Raw genomic sequence first — 23,919 nt, 5'->3', positions numbered from 1 at the left:
CCCCGATGAGACGAATAGCCTTCGCTATTGGGACCACGCTTACGTTGTTGTTCCTGTTGTTCAGTTACCGCACCAGCTCCCTCGGCCCGGCGGCCGTGACAAGCTCCGCATCGCAGACCGCGCACGTCGAGACAACGAGCCCGAGCCAAAGCGCGGGGGCGGGGGCCGCAACACCTCAGGCAAGCGGCGGTTCGGCTGCCGGCACGTCGAAGAAGGTCGACGGCAAGCTTGTGCAGACCGGCTACGGGCCGATGGTCGTGCAGATCGTTGTGACCGGCAACAAGATCACAGATGTCCAGGCCATCACCTATCCAACCGCCGGCGGCCGGACCGAGTCGATCAACTCGAACGCGTTACCGATACTGCGGACCGAAGTCCTCAAGGCGCAAGGAACAAAGATCGACGGTGTCAGCGGCGCGACGCACACGACCGACGGTTATCTCAGTTCCTTGCAGTCCGCGCTCGATCTCGCCGGTCTGAAATGAGCATCCAGTGACCGATGAGGCCCCGCTGTCGGTGTTCAACGAGATGATCATGGGCCTCCCTTTCAGCTTGCACGTCCGGGGCCCAGCGGACCGGGAACGCCTCGATTCGGCGGTCGAACAGGTATGGGAATCTCTGCGTACTGCCGATGCCACCTTCAGTACGTACAAGTCCGACAGCGCAATCTCCCGCCTGAACCGCGATGAACCCTTGGAACCGGACGAACGTAACGATGTCGACGGGGTACTCGACCTCGCCGAAGAGATCCGCGTCATCACCGACGGCGCATTCGACGTACGCCATTCCGGGATCGTGGATCCTGCGGGAATCGTCAAGGGCTGGGCCGCCGCGCGCGCCGCCGAGTTTCTGCGGCCGTTGGGGGTCGGGTACTACCTCAATGCCGGTGGCGACATCGTCCTTCACGCGTCCTGTGACCAGCCCGCGTGGCGGATCGGAATCGAGCATCCGCTTGACCCCAGCGGTTTGCTGGCAATACTCGAGCTCCCGGGCGGCGCGGTCGCCACCTCTGGCTCCGCTCACCGGGGCAACCACATTATCGACCCGCACACTGGCGCGCCGGCGACCGGATTTGCGCAAGTAACGGTCGTCGGGCCGTCGTTGGTCACCGCCGATATCGCGGCCACCGCCCTCATGGTGACCGGGTCGGTCAACTCACGAATGTCCACCTGGCTCGAGGGGTACGAAATTCTCGCCGTTACCCGTGACTCTCGGGCCGTCGCCACCCGAGGCATGTCCGACAAGCTCGTCACCGAGCTGGCACACCAGACCTTCGATCTGTGATCAGCACGGCATCGGGCGCGGCCTTCGAAAGCCGGTGCGCCTGCGACCGACTAGCCGCTGATCCCCATCCCGCCTGAAACGCCCCAAGCTTCGGCCGTGACGTATGCCGCGTCGTCTGAGGCCAGAAACGCTATCGCCGGGGCAATCTCGTCGGGAGTGCCGAGCCGGCCGAGCTGGGTGCCCGCTCTCATCGCGGCAATCATGCGTTCCCCAGGCTCACCGGTCGCCCTGATCTCGTCCAGCAGCGGGGTGTCCACAGGCCCGGGTAATACGACGTTCGCGGTAATGGCAAACCTGGCATTCTCGCGGGCAATCGACTTGGTGAACGCGATGACACCACCTTTCGCGGCGGCGTAGACGGCGTTGCCCGAGGAGCCGATCCGGCCGGCCTCCGACGAGACGTTGATGATGCGACCGAACCGCTGGCTCTGCATATGCGGCAAAACCGCTTGCGTGCACGCGAAGACGCCTTCGAGGTTGACAGCGAGTAGCTGTCGCCACTGCGCGGGCGTCACGTCGGTGAACCACGCGAACGAGTCGTAGCCGGCGTTATTGACCAGGATGTCGACGTCACGGCCGGACAGTGACGCCGCGACGGCCGCCGGTTCGCTGACGTCCAGCTGCAGGGCCTCGCCTCCGACCTCGCCGGCTATCGAGACGGCGGGCTCGAGGTCGCGGTCCACGACGATGACCTGCGCGCCATCGCGAGCCAGTCGTCGGCAGATCGCAGCTCCTATACCGCGACCACCTCCGGTCACGATCGCGGTGCGCCCACGCAGACTTGCCATATCAGCGTCCGGTGAACTTCGGTGCGCGCTTCTCAATGACCGCAGCAAGCCCCTCGCGGGCATCGGCGGTACCCGACAACGCGGACACCGTTGCGGACTCATCCGGCAACGCGGTCTCGACCGAGCGGCCCACGCCGTCCCACAGCAGCCGCTTGGACTCGGCGAGCGCTCGCGGTGCACCGGCCGCCAGCTCGCGAGCAAGGTCGAGGGCGGCATCCATGAGCTCGTCGTCCGGTACGACGCGGTTGACGATTCCGAACTCCTTCGCCTCGGCAGCGCTCAAGATCGGGTTGAGAAGTACGAGCTCCATCGCGCGACGCAGCCCCACAAGCCTGCTGAGGGTTACCGACACTCCCGCATCCGGGGCCATCCCCGCACGGGTCGCGCCGGGAAGGAACTTCGCGGACTCCCCCGCCACCACAAGATCGGCCGCGCACGCGAGGCCGAATCCACCACCGCCTGCCGCAAACCCGTGCACAGCCGCGATAACCGGCGCCTGCAACCGCATCAAGGCAGTGGTCGAGATCTGCAGCCAGGAGGTCGCCTGCCGCAGATAGTCCGGCAGCCCCTCACCCTTGCTGGCGAAATCCTTGATATCCCCACCGGCGCAGAAGTTGGGGCCCTCGCCCGATAGGATCAAAACCCGCAAATCCGCGCGGCCATGGCATTCCATCAGCGCGTCATACAACGCCCGCAGCAACGGCACCGTCATCCCGTTGGACTGGTCCGGACGGTTCAGCCGTAGCCGGCCGATCCCGTTATCGATGTCCAAGAGTACAAGTCCCATTGCCTAAGCACCTCACATCACAGACGTATCAAACGAAAAATCTAATCTATATTAAAATGACAGCGGTGCGGGGCGCCAGCCCGGCGAACAGGTCATTTCGAGCTATCGGGAGCATCAGCACGTGACATCGAGTACGGCGCCCAAAAGACGCCCTCGCTCAGACACTGAGCCGACCGACAGCAGGGCGACGAAGGCCGACCGCACCCGCGAGCGGCTCATCACGGCCGCCGCGGCCATCCTGAGCACCAAGGGGTACGCCGGCACCCGGCTGTCCGATATCGCCGCAGAAGCGCAGATGCAAGCGCCGGCCATCTACTACCACTTCGCCTCCCGCGAGGACCTGATCCAGGAAGTCCTGGTCGAAGGGACCATCCGCCTCCGAGATCATGTCGAGCAGCGATTGGCCGCGTGTCCGGACGGTACGCCGGCGATCGACCGGATCGACGTCGCGATCGAGGCACATTTGACCGGCCTGATGTCGGGCACCGGGTTCGCTCACTCGGTCATTCGCAACCAGAGTCAGCTGCCGCCCGACATGCGCAGCCGACAACTCGTCGAGGAGCGCAAGTACGCCGCCACGTGGCGCAACCTGTTCGAAGAGGCGCACTCCGAGGGCAGCCTGCGTGACAATATCGATCCGCAGCTGGCGCGACTGCTGATTATCGGGGCACTCAACTGGGCCACGGAGTGGTGGAGCCCGGCGCGCGGCTCACTCGAGGCCGTCATCGAAACGGCACAGGCCATGGCGCATTCGGGGATCGCCAAGAGGCGCCGCAGGAGCAGGCCCGCGACGAAGCGCTGAGGGCCTCGCTACTCGCGCCACCGGTCCGCGGATGGGTCGAGCAACGCGCTCAGATGCTCATCGCGCAACCAGACGAGCGTCTCCAACTCCAGCGCGTCCAGATAGCGAACCTTGTCGCCGCGCAAGTCCTCTAGGCGCAACCGCGGACCATTGCCATCGTCGTTGATGCTAATTCGCACCGACGCGAACTCGCTCTCCACGATGCCGATCTCGCGGGACTGGTCCGAGGGCGGCCGATACGGTGCCATCGCTAGATCAGGAATCCGAGAGTGGGCACGGCGACCTCATTGTTGATCAGGACGACCTTTTTGTATGCCAGCCTCAGCGCACCGTCGATGAGCCTGATCCGGTACGTCGTACGGCCGGCCCAGACCTCGGTGCGGCGCTCGCGCGACTCGAGCAGCATAAAGTTCGCGCCCACCTCGCATTCCTGCGCGGCGCTGTCCAGCACCTCGATGTTGGAGATCATCCGGCGCAGGTTGGACGGCGGCGCCTGCGCGTAGCGTTTGCCTGTGCGTAGCTGTTTGAGCCGGGTCGAGATCCTGCCACGGTTGTCATACAGAATTGACATCTGAGTCGTCGGATCGTTGTCGGCGCCGTTGGCCGGCACCCAGTAGATCGCGTCGTCGGTCCAGAGCGACTCCCACGCGTCGTAGTCGTGCTCGTCGGCGTACCGCGCCTCCTGGTAGAGGAACTGCTCGATCTGCCGTATATCAGCGATCTGCGGGTCCATAGGAGTGACTGTCATTCCGCCTCCATCAGCGACTTGTAGTGGCCCCAGAACCCACGCATGCCCGTCTCGTCGGTCGCCGTCCCTATCTTGAAGCCGTTCTCGTCAACGCGCTCGCGGTCCACGCCACGACGGATGTCCAGCCATTCGGGCTTGCGCATCCCGACGCCGTATTGATTGCGCTCATACATCTCGGTGTCGTCGGCGAGCAGCATGCCCGCAGGGCCGACCGAACCCATGCACTGGGATACGAGCCGCTTGTTGATGTCGCCAGCTCCGCGCAGTTGTACCGCGGTGCTGCGCTGCACGCACTCGTGCGCCGAGAGCGGTTGAATCGCGAACACCTGGATCTCCGCGATAAATAGGTTGGGGAAGATCATCACGTGCGGCGCACCCTCGATCATGACGCGCTCGGCGTCCTCGTCTCCATACGCCTCGCGCATGCGCGAGGCGTATTCGAAGACACGCTCCTCGGTCGTGCCGAACCACCGCATCGGTTCGCCAAACTTCCGGAACTCCGGGCGCAGGTCGTTCTCGCTGTGCCCACCGCCGAGGTCACGGGTGACCGCCGTCGACTTGTCGCTGTAGAGCGCGCCGATCGGGCTCCCCGTCACGCCGAAGATCGCGCCGTGCACAAACTGCGGGTGGTAACCGTCGGTCTCGTTTTCGACCAGCAGCTTCCAGTTGGCGCCGGTCTGGTGCTTGAGCCACCCGGCTGTTAGTTCTGCCTTGCCCTCCGGGGAGAGCCCGGCCAGCCGGTCGAGCTCCCTCGCCGCGGCGCCGAGATGCTCGACAAGCGACGGCCCCTCCGAAGCGAAGCTCGCGAACACGAACCCTTGGTAGCTGTCGACCCGTGGCAGTACGCCGAGGCCGAGCTCCCCCTCGATGTTGCCCTTTCCGCCGTAGCCGCGGTTGAACGGGTAGCCGAGCAGGTCACCGTTGTTCTTGTATGTCCAGCCGTGGTACGGGCAGCGAAACGAGCTGGAGTTGCCGCGCTGGTCGTCGCACACCAGGTTGCCGCGGTGCGCGCAACGGTTGACCAGCACATGCAGCACGCCCTCACGATCGCGGCTGAGCACCAGGTCTTGAGGTCCGATCGCTGTGCGAACGTAGTCGTTAGGTTCTGGCACTTCGCTCTCGTGACCGACGAACACCCACGTCCGGTACCAGATCTTCTCCAGCTCCTCGCGGAAGATCTCGTCGTCGGTATATAGCGACCCGTGGACCCGCGTGGGCTCGATCAGTTGGTCGTACTTCGATGCCTTACCCGAGACTGTCGCCGTCACGGTGCCACCGTCCGGGCGATCTCTTCGGCCCGTTCAACGAGCAGGTACTTCTGAATCTTGCCGGTCGGGGTCGTCGGCAGCTGGTCGGACTCAAAGAAGATCACCTTCTTAGGCACCTTAAAGCGTGCCAGATTCTCCTTACATATCTGGAATATCTGATCCTCGGTTATCGTCGATCCAGGTGACCGCACGATGCACGCGCAGCCGGTCTCGCCCCACCTGTCGTCACGAATGCCGACTAGGTAGACCTGGCTGATTCCTTCCTGCGCGCTGAGCAGCTCCTCGATCTCGCGGGGCATCACCAGCTCGCCGCCGCTCTTGTAGAGCTCCTTGGTGCGGCCGGTGACCTCGAGGTAGCCGTCGGGTCGTACGACGCCGAGGTCACCGGAGTGCAACCAGCCATCACGCAGCGCCTCCGAGGTCTCCTGCGGCTTGTTCCAATAGCCGAGCATCGTCGTCGGCCCCTGTGACACCAGCTCCCCGACCTCACCTGCCGGCATGTCGTCACCGGTAATCGGATCGACCGCCTTGTAGGCCACCAGGGCGCCGTCCCCGGGCAGCGGAAGTCCCGCGACACCGCCGTACTTCGGCCGTCCCGCGGTCGTCGCGGTGAGCTCCAGCGGGTCTTCGGGGAGGGTCAGCGTCATCGCGCCACCGCACTCGGTCATCCCGTAACCGGTCACGATTTCGGAGATCCCGAACGCCTGCTCGACCTGCTGCCACAGCCATACCGGAGCGGGCGCGGCGCCCGAGAGCATCCCGGTCAGGCTGGAAAAATCGTAGTTGCCGCGGTCCGGGTGCTCGAGCAGTGCGACGGTCATCGTCGGCACACAGAGGATATCGGTGGCCTTGTGCCGCTCGATGCCCTCGAAGTAGCCGACCGGGCTGAACGACGTGAGTGGGATGATCGCGCCGCCGACGAATGTCGCGGACAGCAGGCCCTCGACGTACCCGAACATGTGATAGCACGGCAGCGAAAAGAGGATCCGCCAGCCGTCGTCGTAGGCACGGGTAAGGGCGCTCGCGTACGACGTACGCAGCACCGCGTCATGGGTGACCAGGACGCCCTTGGGCGATCCGGTCGAGCCCGAGGTGTAGAGGATGTCGCCAGGGTCATCGGGGCGGCTGCTCATGCCGTCCGATGCGCCAGGCTCGCCTTTCGACCCGAGCTGCTCGACGGTGAGGACGCCGTCCCGCTCGCGCCCGTCGGTCGACAGCTGTACGACGGCCGCAAGCTCGGTCAGAGCACTTTGGTCGCCACTGTCCCAGCCTGGGGCGATCTCATCGAGCATCTGCAGGTAGTCCAGGTCGCCGAACCCGGTCATGGTGATGAGCACCCGGCACTCGGACTGCGCGAGGACGTAGGCAAGCTCATCGCGACGGTAGAGGAAGTTGAACGGGACGGCGACGGCACCGACCCGCGCGATCGCGAACTTCAGCGGCACGAACTCAAGGTAGTTGGCCATGACCATGCCCACCCGGTCGCCTGGCTTGACACCAAGCGCGGCCAGTCCGTCGGCAAGCCGTCGTGACCACTCCGCCGTCTGCGCGTAGCTCAGCGTGCGATCGTCGGTGATCACCAGCGGTCGGTCGGCGTACTCCTGCGCGCATCGATCTAGCCAGCCGTCGAACGTGTACGGCGTCCACTCGGCAAACCGAGCCCGCAGTTGTGCACGCCGACTCTCAATGTCTTGTCCGGCATTAGTCATGACTGAGCCACCCATCTCTCCATAATCTAATACAGATTAGAATAACGGAGAGTCGGCGAACCGCAAGCCCGTTCGAAGTACGGGGCCGGATCGTCAGCCGACCGCCGACGTCGTGTCACGCAACCTGTTGATGCGCTGCTTGGCGGTGTGCGAGCCCCGCCCGACCGGCACTTGCGCGGTCGCCTTGCCCAAGCCGAAGCGCGGCATGTTGCCGTACACGACCTCTAGGTTCTGCGCAGGCACGTCGTACGTCTCGTGCCAGATGCCGACGATCCCGTCGTCACCGACGTTGCGCCGGAAGGCACGCCACGCCTCCGCGTGCGGTGCCTCGTTGTCGGAGGCGAACCGGCGAAGATGCTGCGAACTCTGCCAATAGGACAGCAGCAACGTCGTACGACCGAACCAGTTGTGAAATCCCAGCAGCCCGGCATCGGGATGGGTGACCAGGTGCTTGAGCATCCGCGGCATCGCATTGACGACCGGGACCCACTTGTCGGGTCGGTGAACTTTGTTGATCCGCATCCCGATGAGGAACACCGTGACGTCTTGATCAGGCTGGGCGGTATAGCGGCCGGCATAGACTTTCGACATGGTCGAGCTCCTTGAACGAGTCTAAGTAACACTGTTATAAAACAGCGTTATGTTATAGTTGTCAAGTGGCTAGACCAAAGATCTACGATGACTCCCTCCGCGACCAGCTGATCAGCCGGGCCGACCAGCTTCTGACCGAGGGCGGGGTCGAAGCGCTGTCGGTCCGCGCGCTGTCGGCTGCCGAGGGGACCTCGACGAACGCCGTCTACTCGCTGTTCGGGGGCAAGTCGGGCATCGTCAACGCCGTCGTCGCACGCGCATCGGCCAGCTTCTACGCCGCTCAGTGCGCCGTGGTTGATGGCACCGATGTGGCCGCAGACATCCTTGCTCTGGGGACGGCGTACTGGAACTGGGCGCTGGACAATCCCACGCATTACGCCGTCATGTTCGGCGGGCTGCTCAGCGGCTTCGAACTCGACCCGCAGACCGAGCAATCATGCGCCGCCACCATCGAGCCGTTGGCCGGCGCCGTACATCGCGGCAAGGTGCAGAAGCTCTGGCGGCGCGGCACCGAGGAAACGATCACGATGTCGTTGTGGGCCAGCGTGCATGGGCTTGTCGGCCTAGCGCAGCTCGGCCCGGACCAGATGAGCCGCAAGGACTGGGAGAAGATCCTCCGCCCGCACCTGCTGGCGATTTACCGCGGCTGGCTCGCTCCCCCGCGATAAGAAATGGGCCGCACCCAACCTCGGGTGCGGCCCAACTCGGTGGTTCGGGTGCTACTGCTGGCGAATCGGGTGACCGGCCGGTACGGCGCCCTCGAGGTTGGTGATCTCGTCCCACTTCGCGACGATATCGCCGAATGACGGCTGCTCTGCGAAGTTGACCGCGTTGGCCTGGAAGTAGGCCACACGCTGCACCATGCCGCCGCCGACGACGAACACGTTGGCCGTATCCGTGCAGTCCTCACTCATCAACTGCACCATGACCGGCGCGACCAGCGCCGGTGCCAGCGCGCTGAGTCGCTCTTCGTCCATGATGTCCTCGGTCATGCGGGTCGCCGCGATCGGCGCGAGCGCATTGACGCCGATGTTGTACTTGCGTCCCTCGATGGCCAACACGTTGCTCAGACCGACGAGGCCGAGCTTGGCCGCGCCGTAGTTGGCCTGACCGAAGTTGCCATAGATGCCACTGGTCGAGGTTGCCATCGCGATACGGCCATACTTCTGCTCGCGGAAGTGCGGCCATGCGGCGCGGCTGACGTTGTATGCGCCGTACAGGTGCACCTTGAGTACGGCGTCCCACTCATCGGAGGTCATCTTGCCGAACGACACGTCGCGAAGGATGCCGGCGTTGTTGATGACACCGTGGATGGCGCCGAACTCTGAGACCGCGGTCTCGACGATCGCCTTGCCGCCCTCTTCGGTCGCGACGCTGTCATAGTTGGCAACCGCGATGCCGCCGGCCGCCTTGATCTCGTCGACGACAGAGTCGGCCATGTTGTGCCCGGCACCGGACCCGTCACGCGCGCCCCCGAGGTCGTTGACGACGACCTTCGCGCCTTCGCGCGCAAGCGCGAGCGCGTATTCACGGCCGAGGCCGCCTCCCGAACCGGTCACTACAACAACGCGGTCTTCGACTCCTGACATACTTTTTCTCCCTTTGGTTTTCGATACTTCGTTGAACGATTTCGAACACTTCGTTAAGAACGACGCTACGCGAGGGCGAAACCGTCGTACCCATCGGCGACAACCTTGTCGCAGATATCCCGATAGACATTAACGCCGCCGACGAACGGCATGAAGATGCGCGTCTTACCGGGGATATTAGCTCCCATGTACCACGAGTTGGCCTGTGGCATCAGCGTCATGCTGGCCGCCTCATTGACTCTATCGACCCACTTGTCCTCGGCCTCCTTGACTGGCTCGATCCGAGACATTCCGCTTTCGTCAAGGTGCCCGATCGTATCGGTGACCCAGTCGACGTGCTGCTCAATCGATACAATCATGTTGGAGAGCACCGAGGGGCTGCCGGGGCCGGTGATCATGAATAGGTTGGGGAATCCCTCAGACATAATTCCCAGATACGTCCGTGGTCCGTGCTCCCACTTTTCCTTCAAGGACCCGGCACCGCCCCGGATGTCGATGTTGTTGAGCGGACCGGTCATCGCATCAAAGCCGGTCGCAAGAATGATGACATCGAACTCGTAGTCCTTGCCGCCTGCGCGAAGCCCCTGAGCCGTAAACCGTTCGATCGGGCCGGCGTTGAGATCCACAAGGTGCACGTTGTCGCGGTTATAGGACTCGAAGTAACCGGTATCAACACAGCAGCGCTTGGTCCCGATGGGGTAGGTCTTGGGGCTGAGCAGCTCGGCGGTGTGCGGGTCGTCGACAATCTCGCGGATCTGCGAGCGGACAAACTCGGCGACAACGTCGTTGGCGGCGGGGTTGACGAGGGTGTCCTCGAACGCCGCAGTGATCTGCAGACCACCGTCCTCCCATCGCATCTGCAACGCCTTACGCGCATCCTCGGGCGTGAGCTCGCCGACGGTCTTGCCCGTGGCCTTCGGAACGATCCCGGCGCGCGAACGACGAAGGGTCTCCCGGATCTGCGGATAGCGGCTCTTGACCGCGGCTATCTCGTCCTCGGTAAGTGGGCGGTTGTTCGCCGGTATAGAGAAGTTGGGCGTGCGCTGGAAGACAGTCAAGTCGCCCACGGACGGCGCGATCTTGGTGATGGTCTGGATCGCGGACGAGCCCGTACCGACTACACCCACCCGCTTGCCGTCGAGGTCGACGTCCTCATGCGGCCAGCGACCGGTGTGGTAAATCTTGCCCCGGAAGTCGTCCATGCCGTCGAACTGCGGGATCTGCGACGAAGACAAGCAGCCGATTGCGGCCACGACGTATCGCGCTTGCACGATCTCGTCCTTGTCGGTGTGGACCGACCAGATATTGGCGGCCTGGTCGAACTCGAGACTGTCGACGCGCGTCTCGAACGTGATGTCCTTGCGCAAGTCAAAACGATCGGCGACGTGATCGGCGTACTTGAGGATGTCCGGTTGCGCGGAGTAGCGTTCCGGCCAGGTCCACTCTTGCTCGAGATCCTTGTCGAAGGAGTACGAGTAATAAACGGACTCGACATCGCACCGAGCACCGGGATAACGGTTCCAGTACCAGGTGCCACCGACACCGTCGCCGGTTTCGTAGACATGGCAGCGAAATCCTTTGGAGCGCAACGTGTGGAGCTGGTACATGCCAGCAAATCCAGCCCCGATGATGACCACGTCGTAGTCGAGGTTGGCGTCCTGGCGAGTGTCGCTTTTGGTGGCAGCTTGGGTCATCGGTGTCTCCTATACGCTCACGGTTCGGAGTTGGGCTTCTGCACCAACGCGCGATCCTGGCGCCCGATAGCGGTCAAAGTCATATCGTTAGTTAGTAACACAAAACCTCGACCGGCAATAGGGCGCGGGCCGGTGACTCCACAGAGGATCTACTTCGTGCTCTTCCCGATGAAGGCGGTGGCGACGTTGTCGAGCAGCCCATCGGGCAGGTCCTGCTGGTCGCCCTGGAAGATCGATATGACGAGCGACTTGCCGGCGCTCATCGCCAGAATCGTCACGTAGCGGTAACCGGCCGCCTTCGGGTCGCCGTTGTTGTCCGTCGACACTTCGCTGTCGCCGGCCCGTTGCGACAGCACGATCGCGACGGACCTCGACTGCATCGTGACTACGTCCGGGATATCGGCGTTTGCATTCTCGGCTGTATACGGCACGTCGAGCTTCGGCGTGGCGTTGTACATCGTGGACTCGTTGGCGACAGTGACACCGATGTTGCGTGCCTCGTCCAGGCAGGTGTCGAACCCAGGACTCGAGAATGCTTCGACGATGTCAGACGCGGACTTGTCGCTGTCGGTTAGCAGCGCCTCGGAGCGGCCCATCAGATAATGTGCACCCTTTTTGGCCGCATCCTTGTTGGCCGGGGGCTCGAGACCTTTCTTCACGTACATCGCGGAGGCCTTCGCGCTCTTCACGCCGTCGAATGTGACATCGATGCAGTCCATCAGCGAGCTGGGGCTGGGCGTGTTGTCCTTATCCCACGTCCCTTCGGGCAAGGAGCCGAGCACGCTACTGACCAGGCTGTCGCCGTCGGTTGCCGACCAGTCCGGTCCGAAATCCGCGCCACCGACCAAGATCGCGCCGGGGTTGCTGACGGCCTTGACCTCGGCCTGCGAGTTGACGAGCACGGTCAGCCAGACTCCGAGCGCAAGGACCACGAGTAGCGCGACGCCGCTGATAATCCACTTCGTCGCACCTGATCTTCTCGGCTTCGGGGAGATCCCGGGCGGACCGGGATTGATGGGGGCATGCAGCGGTGCCGTGCCCGAGCGCGGGGCGGAGGAGTACTGCGGCGCGACCATGGTCTGTTGCGGGCCCGGCCGCGCCTGCGTCGTACCGTTCGACGGAAACTCGCGCGTCGGCTGCCTTCCGTCGCGGTGCGGTAGGACGCCGGTCGCGGGGCGGGCGGCGATGATCAGCGGCGTCTGCGCCAGCCCCAACGCCATCTGGACTCCTTGCAGTGCCTGACCGAACTCCCCGGCGCTGGACGGGCGACCCTGCGGTTCCTTGTCCATGGCGTGCTCAAGCAGCCATGCCACCTGATCCGGTACGCCGAGCACTCGAGCATCCGGCGGTGGGTCTTGCACGACTCGCAGCAGCGTCGCGGCGATGTTTTCGTCGGTGTCCTTGGTGAACGGCGCGTGTCCCAACAGTGCCGCCAGCAGTGTCGTCGCGAGCGAGTAGACGTCCGAGCGCGCGGTCGCCGGCGCACCACGCAGCACCTCGGGGGCGGCGAAGCCGGGCGTCGCGACGACCTCACCCGTGCGCGTCAACCGCACGTCCGCGTGCTGGGCCTGCCCGAAATCAGCGAGCCGCGGTACGCCGTACCCGTCGAAGAGCACGTTCGCCGGCTTGATGTCTCGGTGCAAGATGCCCGCGTCGTGTGCGGTCTGCAGCGCACCGCACATCCGTACGCCGAGATCGAGGACTTCGGCGTACGGCATCGGCCCGCCGTACTCGACTCGATCCGACAGTGCACCGCCCTCGCACAGCTGCATGACGAGGTAGGGCTCGCCCGCAGACGTCGTATCGGCGAGGTAGACCGGCACAATGTTGGGGTGACCGGAGACCATGCCGAGCGCGTGTCCCTCACGGGCGAATCGTTCGGCGGTCGTCGCATCGAGCCGAGTTGCCAAGAGCTTGACCGCCACCACTCGGCGCAGCTGGTCCTGGATCCCCCGGTAGACCACACCACTGCCGCCTTGTCCGATCACCGAAAGGTCGGACAATCCGGCGATCTCGGGCAATGAAGACATGGGGTCCAGCATAGGGTGGCGACACGATTCACACCGAATTACGCCGATGGAAGGCGCGCCACATCTTGCGGTCGGTAACCTTCCAACGTGACTTCCACTTCACGCGTCTATCTGACCCGGCTCGCCGGGCTACCGGTATATGGGCCGCTCAGCGATCGAGTGGGCAAGATCCGGGACATCGTCGTCACGCTGCGCACGGACGCTACCCCGGCTCGCGTCGTCGGTCTGGTCGTCGAGATCAGTCGCGGCCGACAATCCTTCGTACCCATCTCCCGGATGACCTCGGTTGATACCCACGCACTCGTGTTGTCGTCGGGGACGGTCAGCGTACGACGGTTCGAGCAACGCCCCCAGGAGCTACTGGTGATGGCACAGCTGCTGGATCGCACCGTCACGGTGAAGTCCAGCGGAAAGCAAGCGCTGCTGGTCGATGTGGCGATGGAACAAAACAGGGCACGCGACTGGCTGCTGATGCGAGTCGCCGTACGCGAACGCGGCGCCAGCCGTCTCGCACCGCGACGCGGGCACATCATCCAGCTCGACTGGCACGATATCTCCGGCATCGCTGTCCAACGGGACCCGCAAGGAGCGCACGCGCTGCTGGAGGAGTTCGAGGAACAGAAGGCTGCGGACGTCGCGGCCCGGATCCGCGACCTTCCCGACCGCCGACGGCAGGAGATCGCCGAAGCCCTCGATGACGACCGACTCGCGGACATTCTCGAAGAACTGCCGGAGGACGACCAGCGCGAAATCATCGCCAACCTCGATGAGGACCGCGCCGCCGACGTACTCAGCGAGATGGATCCGGACGACGCCGCGGACCTGCTCGGTCAGATGACGATCGTGGATCGAGATCGGCTGCTGAGCCTGATGGAGCCGGACGAGGCGCAGGCCGTCGAACAGCTCCTCGGCTACAGCAACGACACCGCGGGCGGAATCATGACCAGCCAACCGGTGATCTTGCCCCCGGACACGACGATCGCCGAGGCGCTGGCCATCGTTCGCCGCGAGGAGTTCAGTCCGGCACTGGCCAGCCAGGTGTACGTCGCCCGGCCGCCGTCCGCGACGCCGACCGGCAAGTTCCTCGGCGTCGTACACATTCAGCGGCTCCTTCGCGAGCCGCCCTCGGAGCTCATCGGCAGCGTCACCGATACCGCGCTCGAACCGTTGCGCCCGAGCGCGACGCTGCCGGAGATCACCCGCTATTTCGCAACGTACAACCTGGTGGGTGCGCCGGTTATCGACGAAATCGGCCGGCTACTCGGCGCGGTGACCGTCGACGACCTGCTCGATCACCTGCTCCCGAAGGACTGGCGGGAGGACGAGGATGGCTGAGGGTAACGACGAGCCGCGGACGAGGCGTGGGCGTGCCCGCGGGCAGGCTCGAGTCGACCGGCTTGACAGTCCTAAGGGCGCGAAGCGTCGGATCAGAATCGGTATCGATAACGAGCTGATAGGTCAGGTCTCCGAGTCCATCGCGCGGTTCATGGGAACCGGGCGGTTCCTGCTCATCCAGACGGTCATCGTCGTGTCGTGGATTCTCTACAACGTCGTCGCGGTGGGCAGCGCGAAGTTTGATGTCTATCCGTTTATCCTGCTCAACCTGGCATTTTCGACCCAGGCGGCGTACGCCGCGCCCCTCATCTTGCTGGCTCAGAACCGCCAGGAGGCACGGGACCGGGTAGCCCTCGAGGAGGACCGCTCACGGGCGGTGGCCTCGAAGGCCGACACCGAGTTTCTCGCTCGTGAGCTCGCGGCCCTGCGACTGGCGATCGGCGAGCTGGCTACCCGCGACTTCGTGCGCTCTGAGCTCGCGCGGCTGGCGGTGCCCGAGACTGATGGCGACCGAGATCGAGAGCGGAAGCCGAGCAAGGACTCGAAGAAGACAAAGGGTTAGCGGCCGGCCCTCAAGTCGGCAAGACCCAGCAGACAAGGGCAACACCGACGGTCGCGCGAGCACGGCGATCCGCCCGGACGTAGCATGGGTTGTTCCCGTTGTCGTAATTCAAGGACGCTCATGCAATCCGGTGCTACCACAGTCGACCCTGACAAGATCAACGCCGCTCTAGCGACCGTCAACGACCCGGAGATCCGACGTCCGCTCACCGAAATCGGGATGATCAAGAACGTCGATATCGATCCTTCCGGTTCGGTCGCCGTGACGGTGCTGCTGACCGTGAGCGGGTGTCCGATGCGCGACACGCTGGTGCGTGACGTGAGCAACGCGGTCGCGACCGTCCCGGGCGTCACCGATGTGCGGGTCGACTTCGACGTGATGTCTGACGAACAACGCACCGAACTGCGTAAGCAGTTGCGTGGCGACTCCGCCGAGCCGGTGATTCCGTTTGCCCAGCCCGGCTCTCTGACCCGCGTGTACGCCGTCGCGTCCGGCAAGGGTGGTGTCGGCAAGTCCAGCGTCACGGTCAACCTGGCCGCTGCGATGGCGGCCCAAGGCCTGTCCGTGGGTGTGGTCGACGCCGACATCTACGGCTTCTCGGTCCCCCGCATGCTCGGCGTCACGGCCCGTCCGACACAGGTTGAGGGCATGATCATGCCGCCGCGCGCGCACGGCATGGCCGTCATCTCGATCGGCATGTTCACCCCCGGCAACGCGCCCGTCGTATGGCGCGGCCCGATGCTTCACCGGGCGCTGCAGCAGTTCCTCGCGGACGTCTACTGGGGCGACCTGGACGTGCTGCTACTCGACCTGCCGCCGGGCACCGGTGACGTCGCGATCTCGATCGCTCAGTTGCTGCCCAGCGCCGAGCTCCTCATCGTGACCACCCCGCAGATGGCTGCCCGAGAGGTGGCCGAGCGCGCCGGCGCCGTCGCGCTGCAGACGCACCAGCAAATCGCGGGCGTCATCGAAAATATGTCCGGTCCGGTGTACGACGCAAACGGTAAGGCGATCGAGCTGTTCGGCAGCGGCGGCGGCCAGGCGGTCGCCGACTCGCTCACTGAGACCACAGGCACTCGGGTGCAGTTGCTCGGTCAGGTGCCGATCGACGTACGCCTTCGGGAAGGCGGAGACTCGGGCAAGCCGCTCGTACTCGACGACCCGCAGTCCGGCGCGGGCGCAGCCTTGCACGACATCGCCGCCAAACTCGGTCAGCGCGAACGTGGCCTGGCCGGGATGTCGCTCGGGATTACGCCGGTCAGCAAACTCTAGTCGCGCCGCCACTCGCCGGGACGCACCGAACGTCGACCGCTCTAGGTAGTCTCTTCGTCGTACAGGACCGGCTTGTTGGGGAGCACGGCCTGAATCGCGGTGGGCGTGTGCGCAGCGTCTGGCACGCGAGCCGGAGTCGGTGTCGCATCTTGCATCACGTTGCTGGTAACCGGTTCATCGTCATCGTCGTCGAACAGGTTGCGGCGGATGAACTCTTTCGGGTTGAGCATCGTCGGGTCGAAGTTGGGCGCGACGTCGGCAAACTCGTCCTGGATCTGTTTGCGAGCTCCCGTGAGCTGCTTGCGCACGCCTTTAAGCGCGTCCTTCGCCTGCTTGGCGGCGCCGGGCAACTTATCCGGACCGAAGATGAACAGCGCAGCGACCAAAAGCGTGAGGATCTCACCCCAACCCACCGAACTGAACATGTTCCCTCGCTACTTACCGTCGCCAGCAGACAATCCCACGGCAACAGTATCCCCCGAAATCAGCGGCGCGTCATTACCCAAGAGTGACTTCGACGTCTTTTGCGGTGCCGCCCGAGATGACCTTGAGCATCAGCTTATCGCCGGGCTTATGCAGATAGGCAACGGCCATCAGGTCCGCCACGGCCGTGACCTTGGTATCCCCCGCTTGGACGATGACGTCCTTGGCCTTTAACCCAGCCTTGTCCGCCGCGCCGCCAGCGTCGACCCGAACGATCAACGCGCCGTTCTGGCTGCCGTCAGTCACGGACTGCGCGGCAAGCTGTAGGTCGCCGTGCTCGACCTTCCCAGTCTTGATGATGCTGTCGGCTACCTGAATTGCGTAGTCGACCGGAATTGCGAACCCGAGACCGATGCTGCCGCCTTGCGCATCCGAACTGGCGATCGCGCTGTTGATGCCGATCAACGAGCCGTTGGCGTCGACCAGCGCGCCGCCGGAGTTGCCGTGGTTGATCGCGGCGTCGGTCTGTACGGCGAGGATATAGGCATCAGAGTCGCTTCCCTCACCGCTCAGGTGCATCGGCCGGTTGAGTGCCGAGACAATGCCCGAGGTGACGGTGCCGGCCAAACCGAGCGGCGACCCAAATGCGACGACCTCGTCGCCGACATGCAACTTGGCGGACTTACCGATTTCGATCGGGACCAATCCGGGCTTGTCGACCTTGATGACCGCGAGGTCGGACTTCTGGTCACGTCCCACGATCTTTCCCGGACTGATACTGCCGTCAACGAAATGCACGCTGATCTTGGCTTGATCGCTCGTCGCGGCCATCGAAACGACGTGGTTGTTGGTGAGGATGTAGCCATCTGCCTCGATGACGACTCCAGAGCCGGTCGCACCGGTGTTGCCGGCGATGACGTCGATCGACACGACCGATGGCTGCACCTTGTCCGCGACCCCTGCGATGTCCGACGGTGGCGGCGCATCGGCGGCCTTCTGGTACTGCGGCTCGGCCTTGGTCAACGGGGACTCGGCGGCCTTCTTTGCCAAGAAGAATCCTGTGGCGCCTCCGGCCAACCCGAGAATCAATGCACAGATGCCGAGTACGACGCCCAGCCGGATTGGCAGGTCGCGTACCCGAATCCGCCGGCGGCGCTTCTTGTCCGTGTCGAGGATGCCCTCGTCGACCGGCTCCGCGGACTCGCTGGTTGGCGCGGTGAGGCTGGCAGCGGACCGCGGGTCGCGCCAGGGATCGCGTGGCGCATCAGGTTTCCACCAGGGAGACTCGCGGATCTGTAGGCCATAGGGCTTCTCACCAGGCGGGCGCTGCAAGTCGGCGGCATCCTGCGGACGGCCGAAGGCGGCCCGGTACGCCGGCGGCACGGGCGGCACCGGGGCCGATGGACGCGGGGCTGGACGGTTTCCGGGAGCGAACGATCCACTTGCCGAAGGCGGGCGACCGAACGCTTGCGCAACCGCGGGTGGTGGCGGTGCTTGACGGTGGCCGCGCGGTCGCTGCGGCGGGCGCTGCACGAAACTGCCCGCGACACCCTGGGGGCGCCCAAAGTCGATCGTCGGACCCGGGGCCGACTGGGGTGGCGCGGGCGCCGGCAGCGGCTGCGGAGAGGACGGCCGCGGCGGACCGGACTGCCAGCGCGGCTGCGGATCGCCCGGAGTAGCCGGATAGGACTGCGACTGGGACGCCTGGGACTGGGAAGGCTGTGAAGATTGCGAAGATTGGGGCGGGGAAGAAGAGTCTTGCGCGAGTGGTGGCAGGCTCTGCGCGGAAACGGTCTGCGACGATCGAGAGTCTGAGTTCACTGCCCCACCCTGGGCCCGCGGCGTCCCGAGATGTCCAGGGCTCGCACCACCGGAGTCGGTGGAACCATCGGCGGCATCGCTTGGTGTGACGGGCTCTGCGGCGCGATCAGACTGTGACTGATCGTCGTTCGACATAGAAAAGTGTCCTCCCGGATCGAGTGCGCCTCAATCATGCATCACTGTCGAGGGGACGTGCCGTCCCGCCCGCTCTGACGCAGCAGCTGGGCGAGCGGTTGCCTTCGGCCGGAATTTGCCTTCGCGTGGATCTGCTTGGCTTGGATCTGCGTTGGCTTGGATTCTGTCAGCCGTGGGTCGCGGGCGCCCCGGACTGACCGGACACTATCCCGACGACAGAACTCGGAAGCGGCTCATCGTGAGTGGAGACGATGTGACCATTGCCTCCGAGCATCGTCGGGCTCAGAGTGAGACCCACACCCAAAGCAATAAGCGCCGCACCACGGTTGAAGTGGCGAGCGCGACGCATCTCACCGAGCCGGGATCTCTTCGCCGGCTCGGACGGGTGTTCTGGGCGCGGCATAGATTCACGCGCCACGGCAGGCGCGGCCACCGAAAATTCGAAGACGCCGCCACCGCTCATCGACATCCCGGACGCCGTGGGCCGATCGTGCGGTAGTTCAACGTCGTACGGGATCTTGCCCAACTTAGCCAGTAATCCAGACGGCACGGCGAACGTGCCGGATGACGAACTCAGTGACTCTTTGGTCTGGGCCTGGACACCGACGGCAAAACCGCACTCGAGACAACCGGCGATGTGCTCGGCTGCACGGGCCTTCGGGCCCGGTGCAAGCTCCCCGTCGACGTATGCGGCGAGGGCTTCGGTGGAGAGGTGCGTATCCGCCCGGTTCATTCGGCGCCCTCCTCTACATCGGCCGCTTGGCGCATCCGGCGCGGCGCTCGGTGCGCTAACGCTTCACGCAACTGCACGCGGCCACGGTGGATGCGACTGCGCACTGTGCCGAGCTTGATCCCCAGGGTGCTGGCGATCTCCTCGTAACTCAAACCTTCTATGTCACAGAGTACGACGGCTGCCCGGAAGTCCGGCGGTAGATCGTCGAGCGCGTCTTGGATGTCGGCATCCATGTGGCTCGCATCGAAGATACCCTCCGGGCCGATCTCGGCGCTCGGCAAGCGTTCCGCCTCGTCAGCGAGGTGATCGAACCGGATGCGCTGCTTGCGGCGAGCCATGTCCAGAAAGAGGTTGGTAGTGATGCGATGCATCCACCCCTCGAACGTGCCAGGCTGGAAGTTGGCGAGCGACCGGAAGACCCGGATAAAAGTCTCCTGAGTCAGGTCCTCGGCGTCCTGCTGGTTGCCCGATAGCCGGTAGGCAAGGCGGTAAACACGGGCCGAGTGCTCGCGGACAACTTCGTCCCACGTGGGTGGTACCCAAGCTGGCGCGGAGTCGGCGCTGTCGGCGGTCTCGTCGAAGGACGCAGGCGTGTGGTGGGCCTGGTTTTTCAACTGGGCTGAGCTCATGCGGTGCGGCGCTCCGTAGGTTTGTCGGTCGCTCATCTGACGATCTCAAATGCTGCGTTCGGTAACAACGATTCTGCCTTAGTTGTTGTTCCGTTCCTACCCCGTCGCATCGATTCACAGGGTTGTCACAGAGTGGCCCTGCTCGCACAGCGCCAACACAGGAATGCGGTGTCCGCAGTGTGACCCGCGGCGCGCCCATTGATCGTGCCGATACCCGCGTCATTACCCGGCGATGCGTCGGTGTGCCGATAGGCTCAAGGCCATGACCAATGCCGCCAGTCTGTCGTACGCCGAGTCCTTTGCCGCCGAAAATCCCGTACCCGCCGCAGCGCGCTCGCGGGCCTCGGAACTCGGCGTCGAGCCGATCACCAACGGAGCCGGCGCGACACTGCGCTTCCTCGCGGCCGCGATCGACGCAAAAGCCGTGGTCGAGGTCGGCACCGGGACCGGCGTGTCCGGTCTATGGCTGCTTGAGGGCATGCGACCGGACGGCGTACTCACGACGGTCGACACCGAGATCGAACACCAGCGCGCGGCCAAGCAGTCCTTCGCCGAGGCCGGCATTCCGCACTCCCGGACCCGGGTCATCGGCGGAGCCGCACGCGACGTACTCCCCCGGCTCACCGACGGCGCCTACGACCTCGTCTTCATCGACGCTGATGCCACCGACTACATCGACCTACTCGAAGAGGGTCTACGGCTGCTGCGGCCGGGCGGCGTGCTGGTCTACGACGACGCGCTCCACAAGGACCGGGTCGCCGATCCGTCCGCGCGCGATGCGGAGTCGGTGGCACTGCGCGATCTGGGTAAGGCGATCCGGGAGCGCGAGGACCTGCTGTCCGTCGTACTTCCCATAGGCGAGGGCCTGATCGCCGCAATTCATCGGCCCGAGTAGACCGTCCGCGACGTGCTACGTCGCGGTCATGTCCTTGCCCAGGACGACGATGCCCGAGTCGGTGACGTGGTACTTCTCCCGGTCGGCTGCCAGGTCCACGCCGATGAGCGCGCCCGCTGGTACTACGACGTTCTTGTCCAGAATGGTGCGGCGTACGACGGCGCCTTCACCGATCGTGACGTTGTTCATCAGCACGGCACCGTCGACGATCGCGCCCCGGTTGATGCGACAACTCGGGCCGAGTACCGAGTTGCGCACCTGGCCGCCGGCGACGATCGACCCGGTCGACACGATGGACTCCTCCGCGCGACCGGCTTCGACGAACTTCGCCGGCGGCATCTGCGGCGCATTGTTGGTGAAGATCGGCCAGTCCCTGTTGTAAAGGTTGAAGATCGGATGCACCGACACCAGGTCCATGTTGGCTTCATAGATGGAGTCGAGGGTGCCGACGTCGCGCCAGTAACCGCGGTCGCGGGCCGTCGCGCCCGGCACCTCGTTGTCGGCAAAGTCATAGACGTAGGCGGAGTTGCGCTCAACCATGGCCGGGATGATGTCGCCACCCATGTCGTGCGCGCTGGCGGTGTTGTCGGAGTCCTCCTCCAGCGTGTGCACGAGGGCGTCCCGAGTGAAGATGTAGTTGCCCATCGAGGCGAACGTCGAGTCCGGATCGTCCGGCAGGCCCGGCGGATCGGCGGGCTTCTCCAAGAACTGAGTGATCATCATGCCGGTCTCGTCGGTATCAATCACGCCGAACGCCGAGGCCTGATCACGCGGTACGCGGATCCCCGCGACCGTGACCTCCGCGCCGGTCTCGATGTGCTGCTGCAACATCTGTGACGGGTCCATGCGATAGACGTGGTCCGCGCCGAAAACGGCAATATAGTCAGGCTTTTCGTCGTTGATGAGGTTCATGCTCTGGTAGATCGCGTCCGCACTACCGGTGTACCAATGCGGTCCGCGTCGTTGCTGAGCCGGCACCGGAGTCACATAGTTGCCGGTCATTGCCGACATCCGCCACGTCATCGAGATATGCAGATCGAGCGAGTGAGACTTGTACTGCGTCAACACACAGATCCGCATGAACCCGGCATTGACCAGGTTGGACAGCACAAAATCGATGAGCCGATACGACCCACCGAACGGCACGGCGGGCTTCGCCCGGTCGACAGTGAGCGGCATCAGGCGCTTACCTTCGCCCCCAGCAAGGACAATCGCGAGAACTTTCGGAGATCCAGCCACCACCGGAGATTAACGTGAGCAGCACGTTCCGGCTACTGTTTCACCATGCGATCAGGGAAACAGCTGAAAATAGGTGTGTTGACGCGCGAGTTTCCGCCGTATGTGTATGGCGGAGCCGGCGTGCACGTCGACTTCTTGGTCCGCGAGCTGAGCAAGATTCTCGACGTGTCGGTTTTCTGCGCCGGCCCGGAACGACCCGGCGCGCAGGCATTCGCCGAGGAGGTGCCGGGCGGTCCGGACGCCAACCCGGCGCTCAAGGTGATCGCCGCCGACGTCGCGATGACCGCCGCGCTCGGCGATTGCGACGTACTGCACTCGCACACGTGGTACGCCAACTTCGCGGGTCATCTGGGCAAGCTGTTGTACGGCGTACCGCACGTCGTATCAGCGCATTCCCTCGAACCACTTCGTCCGTGGAAAGCCGAACAGCTCGGCGGCGGCTACCGACTGTCGTCATGGGCGGAAAAAACGGCGTACGAGGCCGCCGACGCGATCATCGCGGTCAGTAACGGGATGCGCGCAGACGTCCTGGCGGCGTACCCACAGATCGACCCGGCCAAAGTGCACACGATCTACAACGGGATCGACACCGAGCTCTACCGACCCGACCACGACACCGACGTGCTGGACGAGATCGGCGTGGACCTGGCTCGGCCTTACGTGACGTTCGTCGGGCGCATCACCCGCCAGAAGGGCGTGCCACACCTGCTAGCGGCGGCCCGGCAGTTCGCGCCCGAGGTGCAGTTGGTGCTACTCGCGGGCGCCGCTGACACGCCAGAGCTGAAGGCAGAAACTGATGCGCTACTCGCGACGCTGCACGCCGAACGCAGCGGGGTGTACGTCGTGAGCGAGATGCTCCCCCGCGATAAGGTCGCGCAGGTCCTCACGCACGCGGCAGTGTTTGTCTGCCCGTCGGTCTATGAACCTCTCGGGATCGTCAACCTTGAGGCAATGGCCTGCGAGACCGCGGTCGTGGCGAGTGACGTGGGCGGGATTCCTGAGGTCGTCGTCGACGGTCTGACCGGCACGATCGTGCACTACGACGCGGCGGATACCGGCCGTTTCGAGTCCGACATAGCGGCCGCCGTCAACGAGCTGGTCGCCGATCCGTCGACGTGTGCGCGGTACGGGACAGCAGGCCGAGAGCGGGCTCGCGAGGATTTCGGTTGGGACGCAATCGCCGTACAGACGAAGGCTCTCTACGAATCACTGCGCTGACAGATAGCAAAGATCCCGGCCAACTGGCCGGGATCTTCACATCGTGCGGTGTTTAGTGAAAAGCGAGCTACTTGACAACACCCTCGAGAGCATCAGAAAGCGCCTGGGCTTCATCTGGAGTCATTTCAACAACCAGTCTGCCGCCGCCTTCGAGCGGAACTCGCATGACTATCCCTCGGCCTTCTTTGGTGACCTCAAGCGGGCCTTCACCGGTCCGCGGTTTCATGGCCGCCATTGTTCTCCTCCTTCACGCCGCTGACTGATCGCTCAGCGCAGCGCTGCAATATGTCCATGCGCGCTCGGATAAAGCTCGCTTCATTCCCTCACGCTCGAACTCCCGTAGATTCTCAGAGCGGCCGAGTGTGAG

Annotated in this window: 25 protein-coding genes; 9 read left to right on the top strand and 16 right to left on the bottom strand. The window is 64.4% G+C overall.

Features of this window, described 5'->3' with window-relative positions:
- Nucleotides 1–5: 5 nt before the first annotated feature.
- A complete protein-coding gene (locus CLV47_RS14260; protein ID WP_106349715.1) occupies nt 6–485 on the top strand; it encodes an FMN-binding protein in 480 nt (159 codons plus the stop codon).
- A 7-nt stretch (nt 486–492) separates the two neighbouring features.
- Nucleotides 493–1,284 carry an FAD:protein FMN transferase gene (locus tag CLV47_RS14255; RefSeq protein ID WP_106349714.1) on the top strand — a complete coding sequence of 264 codons (792 nt, stop codon included), beginning with the start codon at nt 493–495 and terminating at the stop codon, nt 1,282–1,284.
- 50 nt (nt 1,285–1,334) lie between these two features.
- Here the strand turns inward: CLV47_RS14255 and CLV47_RS14250 are convergent, their stop codons facing one another.
- A complete protein-coding gene (locus CLV47_RS14250; protein WP_106349713.1) occupies nt 1,335–2,072 on the bottom strand; it encodes an SDR family NAD(P)-dependent oxidoreductase in 738 nt (245 codons plus the stop codon).
- Nucleotide 2,073: 1 nt separating this feature from the next.
- The gene (locus CLV47_RS14245; protein WP_106349712.1) at nt 2,074–2,859 is read right to left on the bottom strand and encodes an enoyl-CoA hydratase/isomerase family protein; all 786 of its coding nucleotides are present in this window, start codon (nt 2,857–2,859) and stop codon (nt 2,074–2,076) included.
- A gap of 121 nt (nt 2,860–2,980) precedes the next feature.
- On the opposite strand from CLV47_RS14245, the gene CLV47_RS14240 reads away from it, so the two are divergent.
- The gene (locus CLV47_RS14240; RefSeq protein ID WP_106349711.1) at nt 2,981–3,661 is read left to right on the top strand and encodes a TetR/AcrR family transcriptional regulator; all 681 of its coding nucleotides are present in this window, start codon (nt 2,981–2,983) and stop codon (nt 3,659–3,661) included.
- A gap of 8 nt (nt 3,662–3,669) precedes the next feature.
- Here CLV47_RS14240 and CLV47_RS14235 read toward each other — a convergent pair whose 3' ends face one another.
- The 5 genes from CLV47_RS14235 to CLV47_RS14215 form a co-directional block, all read right to left on the bottom strand.
- A complete protein-coding gene (locus CLV47_RS14235; RefSeq protein ID WP_106349710.1) occupies nt 3,670–3,909 on the bottom strand; it encodes a hypothetical protein in 240 nt (79 codons plus the stop codon).
- Nucleotides 3,910–3,911: 2 nt separating this feature from the next.
- Complete coding sequence (locus CLV47_RS14230) at nt 3,912–4,409, bottom strand: aromatic-ring-hydroxylating dioxygenase subunit beta (RefSeq protein ID WP_106349709.1); 498 nt, start codon at nt 4,407–4,409, stop codon at nt 3,912–3,914.
- Nucleotides 4,406–5,677 carry an aromatic ring-hydroxylating oxygenase subunit alpha gene (locus CLV47_RS14225; protein ID WP_106349708.1) on the bottom strand — a complete coding sequence of 424 codons (1,272 nt, stop codon included), beginning with the start codon at nt 5,675–5,677 and terminating at the stop codon, nt 4,406–4,408. Before CLV47_RS14225 ends, CLV47_RS14230 begins: the two co-directional genes overlap by 4 nt.
- Nucleotides 5,674–7,401, bottom strand: a complete 1,728-nt coding sequence (locus tag CLV47_RS14220; protein WP_106349707.1) for a class I adenylate-forming enzyme family protein — start codon at nt 7,399–7,401, stop codon at nt 5,674–5,676. The genes CLV47_RS14225 and CLV47_RS14220 overlap by 4 nt, the downstream gene beginning before the upstream one ends.
- Before the next feature lie 78 nt (nt 7,402–7,479).
- The gene (locus tag CLV47_RS14215) at nt 7,480–7,977 is read right to left on the bottom strand and encodes a DUF4188 domain-containing protein (RefSeq protein ID WP_106349706.1); all 498 of its coding nucleotides are present in this window, start codon (nt 7,975–7,977) and stop codon (nt 7,480–7,482) included.
- Between the two features lie 65 nt (nt 7,978–8,042).
- On the opposite strand from CLV47_RS14215, the gene CLV47_RS14210 reads away from it, so the two are divergent.
- The gene (locus tag CLV47_RS14210) at nt 8,043–8,645 is read left to right on the top strand and encodes a TetR/AcrR family transcriptional regulator (RefSeq protein ID WP_106349705.1); all 603 of its coding nucleotides are present in this window, start codon (nt 8,043–8,045) and stop codon (nt 8,643–8,645) included.
- Between the two features lie 51 nt (nt 8,646–8,696).
- Here CLV47_RS14210 and CLV47_RS14205 read toward each other — a convergent pair whose 3' ends face one another.
- The 3 genes from CLV47_RS14205 to CLV47_RS14195 all read right to left on the bottom strand — a co-directional run bounded on the left by CLV47_RS14205 (nt 8,697) and on the right by CLV47_RS14195 (nt 13,290).
- Entirely contained in the window at nt 8,697–9,566 is an 870-nt protein-coding gene (locus tag CLV47_RS14205; RefSeq protein ID WP_106349704.1) for an SDR family oxidoreductase, read from the bottom strand.
- A 65-nt stretch (nt 9,567–9,631) separates the two neighbouring features.
- A complete protein-coding gene (locus CLV47_RS14200) occupies nt 9,632–11,260 on the bottom strand; it encodes a flavin-containing monooxygenase (protein ID WP_106349703.1) in 1,629 nt (542 codons plus the stop codon).
- Nucleotides 11,261–11,409: 149 nt separating this feature from the next.
- Nucleotides 11,410–13,290 (bottom strand): serine/threonine-protein kinase, encoded by a 1,881-nt coding sequence (locus CLV47_RS14195; protein WP_170111081.1) that lies wholly within the window; start codon nt 13,288–13,290, stop codon nt 11,410–11,412.
- Between the two features lie 87 nt (nt 13,291–13,377).
- Between CLV47_RS14195 and CLV47_RS14190 the strand changes: the two genes are divergently transcribed.
- The 3 genes from CLV47_RS14190 to CLV47_RS14180 all read left to right on the top strand — a co-directional run bounded on the left by CLV47_RS14190 (nt 13,378) and on the right by CLV47_RS14180 (nt 16,459).
- Entirely contained in the window at nt 13,378–14,625 is a 1,248-nt protein-coding gene (locus tag CLV47_RS14190) for a magnesium transporter MgtE N-terminal domain-containing protein (protein ID WP_106349701.1), read from the top strand.
- Nucleotides 14,618–15,187 carry a DUF1003 domain-containing protein gene (locus CLV47_RS14185; protein WP_106349700.1) on the top strand — a complete coding sequence of 190 codons (570 nt, stop codon included), beginning with the start codon at nt 14,618–14,620 and terminating at the stop codon, nt 15,185–15,187. Before CLV47_RS14190 ends, CLV47_RS14185 begins: the two co-directional genes overlap by 8 nt.
- A 120-nt stretch (nt 15,188–15,307) precedes the next feature.
- Nucleotides 15,308–16,459, top strand: coding sequence for an Mrp/NBP35 family ATP-binding protein (locus CLV47_RS14180; RefSeq protein WP_106349699.1), 1,152 nt, complete (start codon nt 15,308–15,310; stop codon nt 16,457–16,459).
- Nucleotides 16,460–16,500: 41 nt separating this feature from the next.
- Here the strand turns inward: CLV47_RS14180 and CLV47_RS14175 are convergent, their stop codons facing one another.
- The 4 genes from CLV47_RS14175 to sigE all read right to left on the bottom strand — a co-directional run bounded on the left by CLV47_RS14175 (nt 16,501) and on the right by sigE (nt 20,200).
- Nucleotides 16,501–16,884 carry a twin-arginine translocase TatA/TatE family subunit gene (locus CLV47_RS14175; protein ID WP_106349698.1) on the bottom strand — a complete coding sequence of 128 codons (384 nt, stop codon included), beginning with the start codon at nt 16,882–16,884 and terminating at the stop codon, nt 16,501–16,503.
- 73 nt (nt 16,885–16,957) lie between these two features.
- Nucleotides 16,958–18,265 carry a S1C family serine protease gene (locus CLV47_RS14170; RefSeq protein WP_170111080.1) on the bottom strand — a complete coding sequence of 436 codons (1,308 nt, stop codon included), beginning with the start codon at nt 18,263–18,265 and terminating at the stop codon, nt 16,958–16,960.
- Between the two features lie 739 nt (nt 18,266–19,004).
- A complete protein-coding gene (locus tag CLV47_RS14165) occupies nt 19,005–19,571 on the bottom strand; it encodes a zf-HC2 domain-containing protein (protein ID WP_106349696.1) in 567 nt (188 codons plus the stop codon).
- On the bottom strand, nt 19,568–20,200 hold the full coding sequence (gene sigE, locus CLV47_RS14160; protein ID WP_106349767.1) for an RNA polymerase sigma factor SigE: 633 nt from the start codon (nt 20,198–20,200) through the stop codon (nt 19,568–19,570). Before sigE ends, CLV47_RS14165 begins: the two co-directional genes overlap by 4 nt.
- A gap of 262 nt (nt 20,201–20,462) precedes the next feature.
- Here sigE and CLV47_RS14155 point away from each other — a divergent pair, with 262 nt between their 5' ends.
- On the top strand, nt 20,463–21,095 hold the full coding sequence (locus CLV47_RS14155; RefSeq protein WP_106349766.1) for an O-methyltransferase: 633 nt from the start codon (nt 20,463–20,465) through the stop codon (nt 21,093–21,095).
- 15 nt (nt 21,096–21,110) lie between these two features.
- On the opposite strand, the gene glgC is transcribed toward CLV47_RS14155, so the two are convergent.
- Nucleotides 21,111–22,334: a glucose-1-phosphate adenylyltransferase gene (glgC, locus tag CLV47_RS14150; protein ID WP_106349765.1), complete on the bottom strand. Its 1,224-nt coding sequence runs from the start codon at nt 22,332–22,334 to the stop codon at nt 21,111–21,113.
- Between the two features lie 45 nt (nt 22,335–22,379).
- On the opposite strand from glgC, the gene glgA reads away from it, so the two are divergent.
- Complete coding sequence (glgA, locus tag CLV47_RS14145) at nt 22,380–23,552, top strand: glycogen synthase (protein WP_106349695.1); 1,173 nt, start codon at nt 22,380–22,382, stop codon at nt 23,550–23,552.
- A gap of 67 nt (nt 23,553–23,619) precedes the next feature.
- Here the strand turns inward: glgA and CLV47_RS14140 are convergent, their stop codons facing one another.
- Complete coding sequence (locus tag CLV47_RS14140; RefSeq protein WP_106349694.1) at nt 23,620–23,787, bottom strand: DUF3117 domain-containing protein; 168 nt, start codon at nt 23,785–23,787, stop codon at nt 23,620–23,622.
- Nucleotides 23,788–23,919: the final 132 nt, after the last annotated feature.

The sequence above is a fragment of the Antricoccus suffuscus genome (assembly GCF_003003235.1).
GTDB lineage: Bacteria > Actinomycetota > Actinomycetes > Mycobacteriales > Antricoccaceae > Antricoccus > Antricoccus suffuscus.
Note: the sequence above shows the minus strand (reverse complement) of the source record. Positions and strands in the feature narration are given on the sequence as shown.